The sequence below is a fragment of the Pseudomonas sp. AN-B15 genome, from assembly GCF_019056475.1.
GTDB lineage: Bacteria > Pseudomonadota > Gammaproteobacteria > Pseudomonadales > Pseudomonadaceae > Aquipseudomonas > Aquipseudomonas parakoreensis.
On record NZ_CP049737.1, the window covers coordinates 6,151,870 to 6,165,915 of the forward strand.

Genomic DNA, 14,046 nt, shown 5'->3' on the forward strand with positions numbered 1-14,046 from the left:
CCTCACAGGCCTGCGTGGGCGGCGATGGCGGCGGCGATGGCCAGGGCCAGCTCTTCGGGTTTGCGCTTGATCGAGTAGTTGGTCAGTTCAGGGTGGCTTTCAACGAAGCTGGTATTGAACTGGCCGCTACGGAATTCCGGATTGCGCAGGATTTCCTGGTAGTAGGCGGCGGTGGTCTTCACGCCTTGCAGGCGCATGTCGTCCAGCGCGCGCAGGCCACGGTCCATCGCCTCTTCCCAGGTCAGCGCCCAGACCACCAGTTTCAGGCACATCGAATCGTAGAACGGCGGAATGGTGTAACCGGTATAGATCGCCGTGTCGGTGCGCACGCCCGGGCCGCCGGGAGCGTAGTAACGCGTGATCTTGCCGAAGCTCGGCAGGAAGTTGTTCTTCGGGTCTTCCGCGTTGATGCGGAACTGCAACGCGAAACCACGGTGCTGAATATCTTCCTGCTTCACCGACAGTGGCAGGCCGGAAGCGATGCGGATCTGTTCGCGGACGATGTCGATCCCGGTGATTTCTTCGGTGATGGTGTGCTCCACCTGCACCCGGGTGTTCATCTCCATGAAGTACACCTCGCCCTCGGCGAGCAGAAACTCCACGGTGCCGGCGTTTTCGTAACCCACAGCCTTGGCCGCGCGCACCGACAGGTCGCCGATGTAGGCGCGCTGTTCCGGGGTCAGTTGCGGGCTCGGGGCGATCTCGATCAGCTTCTGGTTGCGGCGCTGGATCGAGCAGTCACGCTCGAACAAGTGCACGACGTTGCCGAAGCTGTCGCCGAGGATCTGCGCTTCGATGTGTTTCGGGTTGACGATGCATTTTTCCAGGAACACTTCCGCCGAACCGAAAGCCTTGGTCGCTTCGGAAATCACCCGAGGGAAATTCTGTTCGAGTTCTTCGCGGCTGTTGCAGCGACGGATGCCGCGCCCGCCACCACCAGAAGTAGCTTTGAGCATCACCGGGTAACCGATGCGGTCGCCTTCGGCCAGGGCTTCTTCGATACCGGAGACGTTGCCTTCGGTGCCTGGGGTGACGGGTACGCCGGCCTTGATCATGCTGCGCCGGGCTTCAGTCTTGTCGCCCATGCGGCGAATGACTTCCGCCGACGGGCCAATGAACTTGATTCCGCGTTCGGCGCAGATGTCTGCCAGCTCGGCATTTTCCGACAGGAAGCCGTAACCGGGATGCAATGCATCGCAACCGGTTTCCACCGCCAGGTTCACCAGCTTGCGCGGGTTCAGGTAACCGGCCAGTGGCTCGGCACCGATGCTGTGGGCTTCGTCCGCACGCTTCACATGCAAGGCATGGCGGTCGGCGTCGGAAAAAATCGCAACCGAGCGAATGCCCATTTCGGCGCAGGCTCGCACGATTCGTACGGCAATCTCACCACGGTTGGCGATCAGGATCTTTGTTATCACTTGGAGGTTCCCTTGAGCCGGTGGCACCACGACCTGCTAGACCCAGGTCGACGCGTGACTAAATGTTTCAATTTAGTCGCCGCCCCACACTAGCGCTCGTAAGGGATTAACAAAAATGAATAAAAATTGGGTCAGGCATAAGCAAAGACTTATAGTTAAACCATCAGCCCGCCGCCAGAGCCCGTGAGAAATGCGTAAGTCCTTGATGCGTATGACATTACGCCAATTGCAGATCTTCAACGAAGTGTGTGATTTACGTTCCTACAGCCGCGCCGCCGATGAAATGTCTCTAACACAACCGGCCGTCAGCCTACAGATTCGTCAGCTGGAAGAGCTGATCGGCCAGCCGTTATTCGATTACGTCGGCAAAAAACTCTACATGACCGAGGCCGCCGAAGCCCTGCAGCGTGCCAGCCGGGACATCTTCGGCCGCCTGGAAAACCTCGACATGCAGCTGTCGGACATGCAGGGCTCGCTGCAAGGCCAGTTGAAGCTGGCGGTGGAATCCAGTGCCAAATACTTCGTGCCGCACCTGTTCGCCGCGTTCAAGCGCCAGCACCCGGAAGTGAACCTGCAGCTGACTGTGGTCAACCGCGGCCAGGTGATTCGCCGCCTCTCGGACAACCGCGATGATCTGGTGATCATGTCAATGGTGCCGCAGGACATGGGTCTGGAGTTTCTGCCGTTTCTGAACAACCCGATTGTCGCCGTGGCGCGCCCGGACCATCCGCTGGCGCACATGGGGCCGCTGCGTCTGCAGGATCTCGAGCCTTACACGCTGCTGATCCGCGAACCGGGCTCAGGTACGCGATTGGCCTGTGAAGAGTATTTCAAAGAGAAACGCGTGCACTTCACCCAGACTCAGGAAGTGGCCTCGGCCGAAGCTCAACGTGAATGCGTCGTGGCGGGGCTGGGCCTGGCGCTGTTGACGCGCCACGCCCTGAACCTGGAACTGGCGACCGGCGGCCTGGTGGAGCTACCGGTCGAGGAGTTGCCGCTGTTTCGCAGCTGGTGTCTGGTGCAAGCCAAGGCCAAACGGCTGTCACCGGTGGCGCATGCCTTCCTGGCGTTTATCCGCAGCGAGCGGGCGCAGATCAGCGCGCTGGTTGAGCGCTTCGACGGGAAGCTGCCGGTGCGGTCTGCCAGTATTTGAGTTCGATGTCCTCGGGAAAATCGCTGATTTCGCTCTGAAGCTGACGGAGTTCGAAGCGATCTTCGATGGCGCGACGGAATTCCATACGGCGCTGGTCTTCCTGCTGACGACGGGTTTTCGCGGCGCTGTTGCGTTCTTCGTAGGGCTGAGCCATTTCGAGTCTCCCAAGGCGAGTACGGGAGTTTCACGATAGGCGTGAGGGATGACGGTTTGGCTGCGCGGGGATGACAGTGCGATGAAAATTTCTGATAACCGTGTTTTTTTCGAGGACGCCATCGCGGGCAAGCCCGCTCCCACAGGTTTTTGTGTGGAGCACACAATTTGTGAACACCATCAATCCCTGTGGGAGCGGGCTTGCCCGCGATCAAGGTCGGAACGACCTTAGAATGACTTTAGTCGTCGAGGGCTTTCACGGCCTTGGGGGACAGCCGCAAGCTGCGCAGGCTGCGCTTCACGCTCTTCAGGTGATTGACCAGACTCGGCCCACGCGCCATCGCCACGCCCATCGCCAGCACGTCGATCACCACCAGGTGCGCAATGCGCGAGGTCAGCGGCGTGTAGATCTCGGTGTCTTCGTGTACATCGATGGCCAGGTTGACCGTCGACAGCTCCGCCAACGGTGTCTGACTCGGGCACAAAGTGATCAGCGAAGCGCCGCTCTCGCGCACCAGGTTGGCAGTGATCAGCAGATCCTTGGAGCGCCCGGACTGGGAAATGCAGATCGCCACGTCGGTTGGCTTCAAGGTCACCGCCGACATCGCCTGCATGTGCGGGTCGGAATACGCCGCAGCGGTCAGCAGCAGACGGAAGAACTTGTGCTGCGCATCCGCCGCCACCGCGCCCGACGCACCAAAGCCGTAGAACTCGACGCGCTGCGCCTGGGACATCAGCGTCACGGCACGCTGCAATTCCACCGGATCGAGCTTCTCGCGAACCTCCATCAGCGTATGCAATGTGGTGTCGAAAATTTTCAGGCTGTAGTCGGCGACCGAGTCGTCTTCATGGATCGCGAACTGGCCGAAGCTGGCACCGGCGGCCAGGCTCTGCGCCAGTTTGAGTTTGAGATCCTGAAACCCGGAGCAGCCAATGGCCCGGCAGAAGCGCACGATGGTCGGTTCGCTGATGCCGACGCTGTGGGCCAGGTCGGCCATGGAACTGTGCATCACCGCCGCAGGGTCAAGCAGCACGTGGTCGGCGACCTTGAGCTCCGACTTGCGTAACAGGTGACGTGACTGGGCGATGTGTTGCAGCAGATTCAAGGGGCTGGACTCTTCTTATGGGCAAGGATGTAGCACGCTTGTAGTTATACTACATGAATTGGCTTTTTGCCTGCTCAATGCGTAACTCCATGTCCCCATATCAGGCGCGATGGAGTGCATGTAGCCCTTAAAGCGGTTTTTCCTGTTCGCGCAACAGCCCGGCCAGACGGTCGGCCTCCACCGGACGACTGATCAGATAACCCTGCACTTCGTCGCAGCGCTCGACGCGTAGAAATTCCAGCTGCTCTTGCCGCTCGACACCTTCGGCCACCACTTTCAACGACAGCCCGTGAGCCATGGCGATGATCGCCCGGGTGATCGCCGCATCCTCACTGCCCTGCCCCAGCCCGCGAATGAACGCCTGATCGATCTTCACGTAATCCACCGGAATCCGCTTGAGGTAACTCAGTGACGAATAGCCGGTGCCGAAATCGTCGATTGCCAGCTTCACCCCCAGATCGCGCAGTTGCTGGAAGGTCGCGATGATGTGTTCGACGCTGTCCAGCAGCTGACTCTCGGTGAGTTCCAGTTCGAGGTAGTGCGGCGCCAGCCCGGTTTCCTCCAGCACCTGGCGCACCAGACTGACCAGTTTGCCCTGACGCAGTTGATGCACCGACAGGTTCACCGATACCCGAATCGGCGCCAGCCCCTGACGCTGCCATTCGCACGCCTGCCAGCAGGCCTGGCGCAGCACGAATTCGCCGATCGGGCCGATCAGTCCGGTTTCCTCGGCCAGACCGATGAAGTCCCCCGGCGGCACCCGACCCATGGTCGGATGATCCCAGCGCACCAGCGCTTCCGCCGCATTCAGGCGCCCGGTTTGCAGGCACAGCTTCGGCTGGTAGAACACCTTGAGTTGCTTGTCTTCGATGGCTTTGCGCAACTGGTTCTCCAGTTGCAGACGTTCAAGGGTGCTAGCCTGCAAGCTGTCGGTATAGAACTGAAAATTGTTGCCGCCCAGGTGCTTGGCGTGTTGCATGGCCATGTTCGACTGACTGACCAGCGCGGCAATCTCTCGGGCGTTGTCCGGCAGCATGCTGATGCCCATCGAGGCACTGACCACCAGTTCATGCCCTTCGACCGTCAACGGCAGGCGCAGCTTGCTCGACAGCCGCGTGGCGACCCGTGCCAGGCTCGACAGGTTGCCGTAGGCATCGAACAGCACCGCAAACTCGTCACCGGACAGTCGCGCGATGGTGTCAGCCTCCGGCAACGCATTGACCAGGCGTCGGGCCATTTTCTGCAGCAGTTGGTCCGCGACCTCATGACCGAGGCTGTCGTTGAGCAGCTTGAAGCGATCGAGATTGATGTGCAGCAGCGCCAGACTGCGCCGGCCGCCCTGACGCACGCGCTGATGGGCTTCGTGCAGGCGCTCGCGGAACAGCGAACGGTTGGCCAGCCCGGTGAGTTCATCGTAGTGCGTCAGGTAGCGCATGCGTTCTTCGGATTCGCGCCGCGCGGAAAGATCGGCGAAGAAGCCAACGATATGACTGACGTTTCCCCGACTGTCGCGCACCGCGTTGAGTTGCAGCCACTGCGGATACAGCTCGCCGTTCTTGCGGGTTTCCACCAGTTCGCCCTGCCAGCTGCCGTGCTGCTGCAGCGCGTGGCGGATCGAAACGTAATGTCGCCGCGCATCACGACTGCACGGCAGCTCGACGACATTGCGCCCGAGCATGTCTTCGATGTCATAACCGGTGACCCGGCTGAACGCCTGATTGATCGCAATCATCGCGTAGTTCGGGTCGAGAATGACGATACCTTCGCTGGCCGCTTCGAACACCGTGGCCGCCAGTCGCTGCTGTTCTTCAAGGCTTTTGCTCGCGCTGATGTCGCGCCGGGTGCCGACCATGCGGATCACCCGGCCACTGTCACTGCGCTCCACAGCGCGGCCGCGGTCTTCGATCCATACCCAATGGCCGTCACCGTGCCGTACGCGGTATTCGATCTGATAGTCCTCGGAGCGCCCCTTCAGGTGCTCGATCAGCGCCTGCTTGAGCCCTGGCACATCCTCCGGGTGCAGGCGTGGCTTGAGGTCGCGCAGGATCGCCGTGACGTATTCAGGCGCGAGGCCGAACAACTCCTGAATCTGCGTGTGATGGACTTCGTCGGTTTGCAGGTTCCAGTCCCACAGCCCCAGCTCACTGGCCTTCAACGCCAGGGCCAGACGGGCTTCGCTTTTGCTCAACGCCTGATTGGCTACGTCCAGTTCGCGACTGCGCTGTGCCACCCGGTCCTCCAGCTCGACCTGCGCCTCACGCAATTGGCCCTCGGCGCAGCGCCGCTGTTCGATTTCCTTGGCCAGCGCCTGATTGAGCTGCTCGCTGCGGTTCTGCGCCTGCTGCAGGTGCTCGATCAGGTGCTGGTTCTGAAAACGCCGCAGCAAACCACGATCAATCAGCCGATTGACCTGCCAGGCGACCACGCTCAGCGAACCGAGCAGAATCAGCCCGAGCCAGCCCCAACCGCGGGCCTGTTCGTCGCCGCCCCAGAACAGGTAGCCGATCGCCGGCAGCAGGCACGGCAAGGTAAAGGACAGAAACGCTGGCAGGCTGACGGCATAAGCAACGCTGGCCGACAATGTCGCGGCGCCGATCAGGCCGAACACCCAGGCTTGCTGCATGAAGTTGTCGGCGGGCACCAGCGCAATGCCGGCGCCAGCCAGCGTCAGGCCGGTCATGGTCGAGCCTAACAGGAACATGCGGAACCAGATCGGCTGGGCCTGACGGTCCGGGATCGCCGAATCGAACGCGGCGACCTGAATCACCCGCAGCGCCACCAGCGACAACAACCAGACCAGCCAGATGCTGACCACGAAATAGCGCTGCGGGCTCCAGAGCAAAGCGGCGCAGACCAGACCATTGAGCAACATGAACATCGTCGGCAGCAGCGAGCCCTGATACAGCAGGCGCGTGCGTTCGACCGCCATTTCGACGGCGTATTGCTTGCGGATGACCCGGGGTTCCACAGAGGGGCCCGACAGGTCTGAGCTGAGGGTCTTGTGCAATGTTGTTGTTCTTATAAGAGTGAGCATTGGGCCCGAAACGTGGACGGAGCATACACAAGCAGCCCCCGTTGCCAAACTGCTCCAGATCATAATTTGCCGGAAACTTTTCCCGTCCGATCACCGGCAAAACCCGCAAAGCGAGGCGGGCCGAAGCCTGTAGCCAGTGACCGACCGGTCGTCATCGACGGCGCTTTCATCGGCTAATGCAAAGCTCGGTTTGCCCGGGCCTGCGGCGCACCCTAGAATGCCCCGATGCGCGATGATCTCTCCCTTCTGCTGAACTCCCTCAACGATGCCCAACGCCAGGCCGTAGCAGCCCCCGTTGGCCGTCAGTTGGTCCTGGCCGGTGCCGGTTCCGGTAAAACCCGAGTGCTGGTGCACCGTATCGCCTGGTTGATCCAGGTGGAAAACGCCTCGCCCCACTCCATTCTGTCGGTGACCTTCACCAACAAGGCCGCTGCCGAGATGCGTCATCGCATCGAGCAGTTGCTGGGTATCAACCCGGCCGGCATGTGGGTCGGTACCTTCCACGGCCTGGCGCACCGCCTGTTGCGGGCGCACTGGCAGGAAGCCGGGTTGAGCCAGACTTTCCAGATTCTCGACAGCGACGACCAGCAACGCCTGGTCAAGCGGGTGATCCGCGAGCTGGGGCTGGACGAGCAACGCTGGCCGGCGCGTCAGGCCCAATGGTTCATCAACGGGCAGAAAGACGAAGGTCTGCGCCCACAGCACATTCAGGCCAGCGGCGACTTGTACCTGGCGACCATGCGCGGCATCTATGAAGCCTACGAGGCGGCCTGCCAGCGCGCCGGCGTCATCGATTTTTCCGAACTGCTGCTACGCGCCCTCGACCTGTGGCGCGATCATCCGGGTCTGCTGGCGCACTATCAAAAGCGCTTCCGCCACATTCTGGTGGACGAGTTCCAGGACACCAACGCCGTGCAGTACGCCTGGTTGCGCCTGCTCGGCAAGGGCGGTGACAGCCTGATGGTGGTGGGTGACGACGATCAGTCGATCTACGGCTGGCGCGGGGCGAAAATCGAGAACATTCATCAGTACTCGTCCGACTTCCCGGATTCGGTGACCATCCGCCTGGAGCAGAACTACCGCTCCACCGCCGGCATCCTCAAAGCGGCCAACGCCTTGATCGCCAACAACACCGGACGCCTCGGCAAAGAGCTGTGGACCGACGGTGGCGATGGCGAAGCGATCAACCTGTATGCCGCGTTCAACGAACACGACGAAGCACGCTATGTTGTCGAAACCATCGAAAGCGCGCTGAAAACCGGCCTGGCTCGCAGCGACATCGCGATTCTTTACCGCTCCAACGCCCAATCGCGCGTTTTGGAGGAAGCCTTGCTGCGCGAGCGCATTCCGTACCGTATCTATGGCGGCCAGCGCTTCTTCGAGCGCGCGGAAATCAAGAACGCCATGGCCTACCTGCGTTTGCTGGAAGGTCGCGGCAACGATGCCGCGCTGGAGCGGGTCATCAACGTCCCGGCCCGTGGCATTGGCGAGAAAACCGTCGAGGCGATCCGCGACCATGCCCGTCACAGCGATGTGTCGATGTGGGAAGCAATGCGGCAACTGGTCGCCAATAAAGGCCTGACCGGTCGTGCTGCCGGCGCCCTGGGAGCGTTTATCGAGCTGATCGAAAATCTCGCTGCCAAGTGCATGGAGATGCCGTTGCATTTGATGACCCAGACCGTCATCGAGCAATCAGGGCTGATTGCCTATCACGAAGCGGAAAAAGGCGAGAAAGGCCAGGCCCGGGTAGAAAACCTTGAGGAACTGGTCAGCGCCGCGCGCAACTTCGAAAACACCGAAGAAGACGAAGAGCTGACGCCCCTGGCGGCATTCCTTGGCCACGCGTCGCTGGAAGCCGGCGACACTCAGGCCGACGAGCATGAAGACAGCATTCAACTGATGACCCTGCACAGCGCCAAAGGCCTGGAATTCCCTTACGTGTTCCTGGTGGGCATGGAAGAAGGCCTGTTCCCGCACAAGATGAGCCTGGAAGAACCGGGGCGCCTTGAAGAGGAACGCCGTCTGGCCTATGTCGGCATCACCCGCGCCATGCAGAATCTGGTGATGACCTATGCCGAAACCCGACGCCTGTACGGCAGCGAGACCTACAACAAGGTCTCGCGTTTCGTCCGCGAGGTGCCGAAGGGGCTGATCCAGGAAGTGCGCCTGTCGAACAGCGTCAGCCGACCGTTTGGCGGCAACCAGTCGATGAGCGGCAGCAACCTGTTCAGCGGCAGCGAGATTCCGGAAACCGGCTTCAGCCTGGGTCAGGCAGTACGCCATTCGATCTTCGGCGACGGCGTGATCCTCAACTTCGAAGGTTCCGGCGCGCAGGCACGGGTGCAGGTGAATTTCAGCGAAGGCAGCAAGTGGCTGATGCTGGGGTATGCCAAGCTGGAAGCGATCTGACGCCGGTTTCGCTTTTCTGTGGGAGCGAGCCTGCTCGCGAATGACATCACCGTGGTTGATCTGATAAACCGCAGTGTGGCTTTCGCGAGCAGGCTCGCTCCCACAGGGGTCGGCGTTGGATGATCTAACAAGGATATTTGCATGGGCTCAGGCTTCTTCTCTTCCTGGACATTCTGGGCCCTGCTCTCGGCGACGTTCGCCGCGCTGACGGCGATCTTTGCCAAGATCGGCATCGAAAACGTCAATTCCGACTTCGCCACTCTGCTGCGCACCATCGTGGTACTGGTCAGCCTGGCCTTGATTTTGTACGCGACGGGCCAATATCAGTCCTTGGGATCAATTTCCGCCAAGAGCTACCTGTTCCTGCTGTTGTCCGGCCTGGGTACCGGCGCGTCGTGGCTGTGCTATTTCCGCGCGCTGAAAGTCGGCCCGGCTTCGCTGGTCGCGCCAGTGGACAAGCTCAGCGTGGTGCTGGTGGCGGTGCTCGGCGTGATCCTGCTGGGCGAGAAGCTCGACCTGCGCCAATGGGGCGGCATCGGCCTGATCACGGCCGGTGTGGTGATGCTGGCGCTACGTCGTTAAGCGATTTCTCGCTGAACCTATCCCTTTTTCCTACAGACAAAAGTACATGGCCTTATTGCTTCGACGGAGCTGAACGTAACCTGTCAGGCAAAAGCCCGAAACACTCTCTCGCTAGCCAGTAACACTTCAGCTGTGCAACATGGCGCGCGTGTCTCCACAAACGGGAATTCCCTTTATGAAACGTTTTCTTAGCATCGCCATGGCGTTGTGCATCGGCCTGACGATGAGCCTCGACGCCAACGCCAAGCGCTTTGGTGGTGGCAAAAGTGCCGGCGCTGCGCCGACGCACCAGACCAGCCAGATGGCTCCTTCTTCCCCAGGCATGGGCGGCGCAGCAGCGACCGCTGGTGCAGCCGGCGCTGCCGGTGCCGCGGCCAAGGCTGGCGGCGCTTCGAAATGGCTCGGCCCTCTGGCCGGTATCGCCGCCGGTGGCTTGCTCGCGTCCATGTTCATGGGCGGCGGCTTCCAGGGCATGCAGATCTTCGACATCCTGATCATGGCCGTGATCGCGTTCGTGATCTTCCGCTTCATCGCCGCTCGTCGACGCAAGCAGCAGGAGCACCTGGCTCCGGCCGGCGCGCCGATGCAGCGTGAAGTATTCGAACAGAAGCCTGCTGCCATGGGTTCGATCTTCGGTGGTTCGGCTGCTCCGGCTGCCGCTCGTCCGGTGATCAACGCGCCAGCCTGGTTCAACGAACAGCGCTTCCTTGAAGCCGCGCGCAGCCACTTCCAGTCGCTGCAGCAGCACTGGGACGCCAACGAAATGGACAAGATCGCCGAGTTCGTGACCCCGCAGATGCTCGAGTTCCTCAAGCGTGAGCGTGCGGATCTGGGCGACGGCTTCCAGTCGACCTACATCGACAACCTGCAAGTGCAGCTGGACGGCGTGGATGATCGTGCCGACAAGACCATCGCCACCCTGACCTTCAGCGGCGTGTCGAAGACCTCGCGTTTCGACCAGGGCGAAGTGTTCAGCGAAAGCTGGAACATGGAACGTCCACAGGGCGAGAACCAGCCTTGGCTGGTGGCCGGTATCCGCCAGAACGGCTGATCCCCACCGCGTTACGCATGTGGTAATAAAAACCCCGGCTCAGGCCGGGGTTTTCTATTTCGCGGTTGCATCTATAGCGAGCTACTGTATAAACCGGCCCATATAAACCGCGCCATTCAAGCAAGAGGATCCCGGACGTGGAAGAAATCATCGAACAACTGCGCGAAGCCAACGAACCCGTACCGGTTCCCCTGGAGTTGCCCGACGAAGACCAGTTGGTGGAGATCGAAGAAGAACTCTTCATCAACATCCCGTTCGTCTTCAAAGAGTTTCTGCTGACCGTCAGCGATGTTGTGTATGGCAGCCTCGAGCCGGTGACCGTCACCGACCCGCAATCGCACACCTACCTGCCGGATGTCGCGGCCAACGCCTGGGACGCTGGCGTACCGCGCGACCTGATCCCGATCTGCCAGGACGGCGACAACTACTACTGCGTCGAAGAAGACGGCACCGTGGTGCTGTGGTCCGGCGAAGAAGAGCTGATCACCGAAGAGTCCTGGGAATCGGTGTGGCACTGGGCGCGGGACGTCTGGCTGGAAAGCTGATTCACCAGACGCCCCGGGCGGTCAGTGCCCCGACGATTCCTTGTGATTGTCGAGGGTTTCCAGCAAAGCCACCTGCATCCGCGTGTGCACGCGGATGAACCAGCGCCAGAGCAGCGCCGCCACGGCGGCCGCCACCACGGCGACCAGCACCAGCAACTTGTTGGTCGGCAGGATACTGGCCGACAAGGCTGCCAACAGCAGGAAGATCACCAGCAGCGAGAGGATCGGGATCACTTCGGAGATCACCCGCCGCACTCGCTGCGTGTGCCGCCCGGCCATCTCCGGCTTCACGCCCATCTCCGCCAGCAGCATCGATAGCGCCTTGAGCTTGCGATACGCGGCGATCAGGAACGGCAGCGACAGCAATAGCGCACCGCCCCAGATCAACGCCTTCTGCCAGCTCGGATCAGCGACCCAGTCCTGCATCCACTCCGACAGCCGTCCGGCAAAGAACGCACCGCTGAAGAAGATCGCGATCACCAGCGCCAGGTTGACCCCGACCTGCAACAGAATCCGCCGGATCATCGCCGCCAGCATCGCGCCCTCGCCTTGCGGCTGAATACTGCGCAGCCACTCGCCGTACATGCCGAATACTCGGCCCAGACGCTTGGGTACCGCCGCTGAGAGTTTGATCGACAGCGGATCGGCCGCGCGGATCAGGTACGGCGTCAGCAGCGTGGTGATCACCGACACCGCCACCGCGACGGGATAAAGAAAGTTGCTGGTGACCTGCAGCGTCATCCCGAGCGCGGCGATGATGAAGGAAAATTCGCCAATCTGTGACAGCCCCATCCCGACCCGCAGTGAGGTGCGTCCGTCATTGCCGGCGATAAACGCCCCGAGGCCACAGGACAACATCTTGCCGAGCACCACCGCCACGGTGATTACCGCGATCGGCCACGCGTATTGCAGCAGGATCATCGGATCGAGCATCAGGCCGATGGCGACGAAGAAGATTGCACTAAACAGGTCGCGAACCGGTTCGATCAGGCGCTCGATCTTCAGCAACTGCCGCGACTCGGCCATGATCGCGCCGATCAGGAAGGCGCCGAGCACCATGCTGTATTCGAGCTTGACCACCAGCAGGCAGAAGCCGAAACACAGGCCGAGCACGGTGATCAGCAGCATCTCGTTACTTTCGAATTTGGCGACATAAGCCAACAGACGCGGCACCAGCAGAATGCCGATCACCAGCGCGACGATCATGAACAGCGACAGCTTGCCGACCGTGGAAAACACTTCGCCCGAACTGACCGTGCCGCTGACTGCGATGCTCGACAGCAAGGCGATGATGCCGATGCCGAGGATGTCCTCGACGATCAACACGCCGAAGATCAACTGGGCGAAGCGCTCGTTCTTCATCTTCAGGTCGTTGAGCGCCTTGACGATGATGGTGGTCGAGGAGATGGCGAGGATTGCGCCGAGAAACAGCGAATCCATGGTGTTCCAGTCGAACCAGCGGCCGATTTCATAGCCGATCCAGATCATCAGGACAATTTCGAGGAACGCCGCGATAAACGCCGTGGCCCCGACCTTGAACAACTTGCGCAGGCTGAACTCCAGCCCGAGGCAGAACATCAGGAAAATCACCCCCAGCTCGGCGAGGGTCTTGATGGTTTCTTCGTCGTGGATCAGTCCGAACGGCGGTGTGTGCGGGCCGATGATGAAACCGGCGACGATGTAGCCGAGCACCACCGGCTGCTTGAAGCGGTGAAACAGCACGGTGACCACACCTGCGACCAACATGATCACTGCCAGGTCCTGAATAAAGCTGATGGCATGCATGGTGTGGGCTCCTTGTATGACGTGACCCGCCGTGAGACTTCAGAAAGCTCTGAGCGAGTTGGGTAAAAATCCGCTTTTCGTGTAGGAATTGCCCTTGGGCAGGGCCTTTTGCAGGTTAACACCGCGACTTCCGGCTGGAAGGCGGTGCAATATAAGGAAACAGATCGGTCGCGGCGTGACGGCAGCCAGCCGTCTGGCGTCCCGATAAGGGTGCTTTTGAAAAAGCCACCAGGCACCCGCAGAGGTGCGTCCAGCCATCCAGCCTTGATCCGTGAGAACGTTATGGAACCCGGAAACGCCCAACTGTCGATGACGGTATTGATGACCCCCGACATGGCCAACTTCTCTGGCAATGTCCACGGCGGTACCCTGCTCAAATACCTCGACGAAGTGGCCTACGCCTGCGCGAGCCGCTATGCCGGCCGCTACGTGGTGACGCTGTCGGTGGATCAGGTGATTTTCCGCGAGCCGATCCATGTCGGCGAACTGGTGACCTTCCTCGCGTCGGTCAACTACACCGGCAATACTTCGATGGAAGTCGGCATCAAAGTAGTGACCGAGAACATCCGCGAGCGCTCGGTACGCCACACCAACAGCTGCTTCTTCACCATGGTGGCGGTGGATGACCAACGCAAACCGGCCGCCGTACCGCCGCTGCAACCGCAGAACAGTGAAGACAAGCGTCGTTATATGCAGGCGCAGCAGCGTCGGCAGATTCGTCAGGAGCTGGAGAAGCGTTATCAGGAGATCAAGGGCGACGCTTAAAGCAAAAGATCGCAGCCTGCGGCAGCTCCTACAGAGAATTAATGT

General features: G+C 60.8%; 11 protein-coding genes. 6 read left to right on the forward strand and 5 right to left on the reverse strand.

Annotation, left to right across the window (positions count from 1 at the left end):
- Window positions 1-2: 2 nt before the first annotated feature.
- Complete coding sequence (locus GTQ41_RS27910) at window positions 3-1,418, reverse strand: acetyl-CoA carboxylase biotin carboxylase subunit (protein ID WP_041073867.1); 1,416 nt, start codon at window positions 1,416-1,418, stop codon at window positions 3-5.
- Window positions 1,419-1,608: 190 nt separating this feature from the next.
- On the opposite strand from GTQ41_RS27910, the gene GTQ41_RS27915 reads away from it, so the two are divergent.
- On the forward strand, window positions 1,609-2,571 hold the full coding sequence (locus GTQ41_RS27915; RefSeq protein ID WP_047297336.1) for a LysR family transcriptional regulator: 963 nt from the start codon (window positions 1,609-1,611) through the stop codon (window positions 2,569-2,571).
- Here GTQ41_RS27915 and GTQ41_RS27920 read toward each other — a convergent pair.
- From GTQ41_RS27920 to GTQ41_RS27930, 3 genes are all read right to left on the reverse strand, one after another.
- Window positions 2,513-2,725 (reverse strand): PA3496 family putative envelope integrity protein, encoded by a 213-nt coding sequence (locus GTQ41_RS27920; protein WP_047297337.1) that lies wholly within the window; start codon window positions 2,723-2,725, stop codon window positions 2,513-2,515. The two genes, GTQ41_RS27915 and GTQ41_RS27920, sit on opposite strands and share 59 nt — an antisense overlap.
- Window positions 2,726-2,963: 238 nt before the next feature.
- Window positions 2,964-3,830 (reverse strand): transcriptional regulator HexR, encoded by an 867-nt coding sequence (hexR, locus tag GTQ41_RS27925; protein WP_007962240.1) that lies wholly within the window; start codon window positions 3,828-3,830, stop codon window positions 2,964-2,966.
- Window positions 3,831-3,957: 127 nt separating this feature from the next.
- The gene (locus GTQ41_RS27930; RefSeq protein ID WP_047297338.1) at window positions 3,958-6,864 is read right to left on the reverse strand and encodes a GGDEF domain-containing phosphodiesterase; all 2,907 of its coding nucleotides are present in this window, start codon (window positions 6,862-6,864) and stop codon (window positions 3,958-3,960) included.
- 225 nt (window positions 6,865-7,089) lie between these two features.
- Between GTQ41_RS27930 and uvrD the strand changes: the two genes are divergently transcribed.
- The 4 genes from uvrD to GTQ41_RS27950 all read left to right on the forward strand — a co-directional run bounded on the left by uvrD (window position 7,090) and on the right by GTQ41_RS27950 (window position 11,451).
- Complete coding sequence (uvrD, locus tag GTQ41_RS27935; protein ID WP_041073860.1) at window positions 7,090-9,273, forward strand: DNA helicase II; 2,184 nt, start codon at window positions 7,090-7,092, stop codon at window positions 9,271-9,273.
- A 141-nt stretch (window positions 9,274-9,414) separates the two neighbouring features.
- Window positions 9,415-9,855 (forward strand): EamA family transporter, encoded by a 441-nt coding sequence (locus GTQ41_RS27940; protein ID WP_027610340.1) that lies wholly within the window; start codon window positions 9,415-9,417, stop codon window positions 9,853-9,855.
- Window positions 9,856-10,030: 175 nt separating this feature from the next.
- The gene (locus tag GTQ41_RS27945) at window positions 10,031-10,906 is read left to right on the forward strand and encodes a Tim44 domain-containing protein (RefSeq protein WP_041073858.1); all 876 of its coding nucleotides are present in this window, start codon (window positions 10,031-10,033) and stop codon (window positions 10,904-10,906) included.
- 137 nt (window positions 10,907-11,043) lie between these two features.
- The gene (locus tag GTQ41_RS27950; RefSeq protein WP_024164487.1) at window positions 11,044-11,451 is read left to right on the forward strand and encodes an SMI1/KNR4 family protein; all 408 of its coding nucleotides are present in this window, start codon (window positions 11,044-11,046) and stop codon (window positions 11,449-11,451) included.
- Between the two features lie 21 nt (window positions 11,452-11,472).
- Here GTQ41_RS27950 and GTQ41_RS27955 read toward each other — a convergent pair whose 3' ends face one another.
- Window positions 11,473-13,236 (reverse strand): cation:proton antiporter, encoded by a 1,764-nt coding sequence (locus GTQ41_RS27955; RefSeq protein ID WP_041073855.1) that lies wholly within the window; start codon window positions 13,234-13,236, stop codon window positions 11,473-11,475.
- 282 nt (window positions 13,237-13,518) lie between these two features.
- Between GTQ41_RS27955 and GTQ41_RS27960 the strand changes: the two genes are divergently transcribed.
- Window positions 13,519-14,001, forward strand: coding sequence for an acyl-CoA thioesterase (locus GTQ41_RS27960; RefSeq protein WP_003229693.1), 483 nt, complete (start codon window positions 13,519-13,521; stop codon window positions 13,999-14,001).
- The last annotated feature ends 45 nt before the right edge of the window (window positions 14,002-14,046 follow it).

Coding starts and splice junctions, on each gene's coding strand:
- uvrD (WP_041073860.1), top strand. CDS start 7,090: ATGCGCGATGATCTCTCCCTTCTGCTGAACTCCCTCAACGATGCCCAA.
- GTQ41_RS27940 (WP_027610340.1), top strand. CDS start 9,415: ATGGGCTCAGGCTTCTTCTCTTCCTGGACATTCTGGGCCCTGCTCTCG.
- GTQ41_RS27930 (WP_047297338.1), bottom strand. CDS start 6,864: ATGCTCACTCTTATAAGAACAACAACATTGCACAAGACCCTCAGCTCA.
- GTQ41_RS27945 (WP_041073858.1), top strand. CDS start 10,031: ATGAAACGTTTTCTTAGCATCGCCATGGCGTTGTGCATCGGCCTGACG.
- GTQ41_RS27920 (WP_047297337.1), bottom strand. CDS start 2,725: ATGGCTCAGCCCTACGAAGAACGCAACAGCGCCGCGAAAACCCGTCGT.
- GTQ41_RS27915 (WP_047297336.1), top strand. CDS start 1,609: ATGCGTAAGTCCTTGATGCGTATGACATTACGCCAATTGCAGATCTTC.
- GTQ41_RS27960 (WP_003229693.1), top strand. CDS start 13,519: ATGGAACCCGGAAACGCCCAACTGTCGATGACGGTATTGATGACCCCC.
- GTQ41_RS27955 (WP_041073855.1), bottom strand. CDS start 13,236: ATGCATGCCATCAGCTTTATTCAGGACCTGGCAGTGATCATGTTGGTC.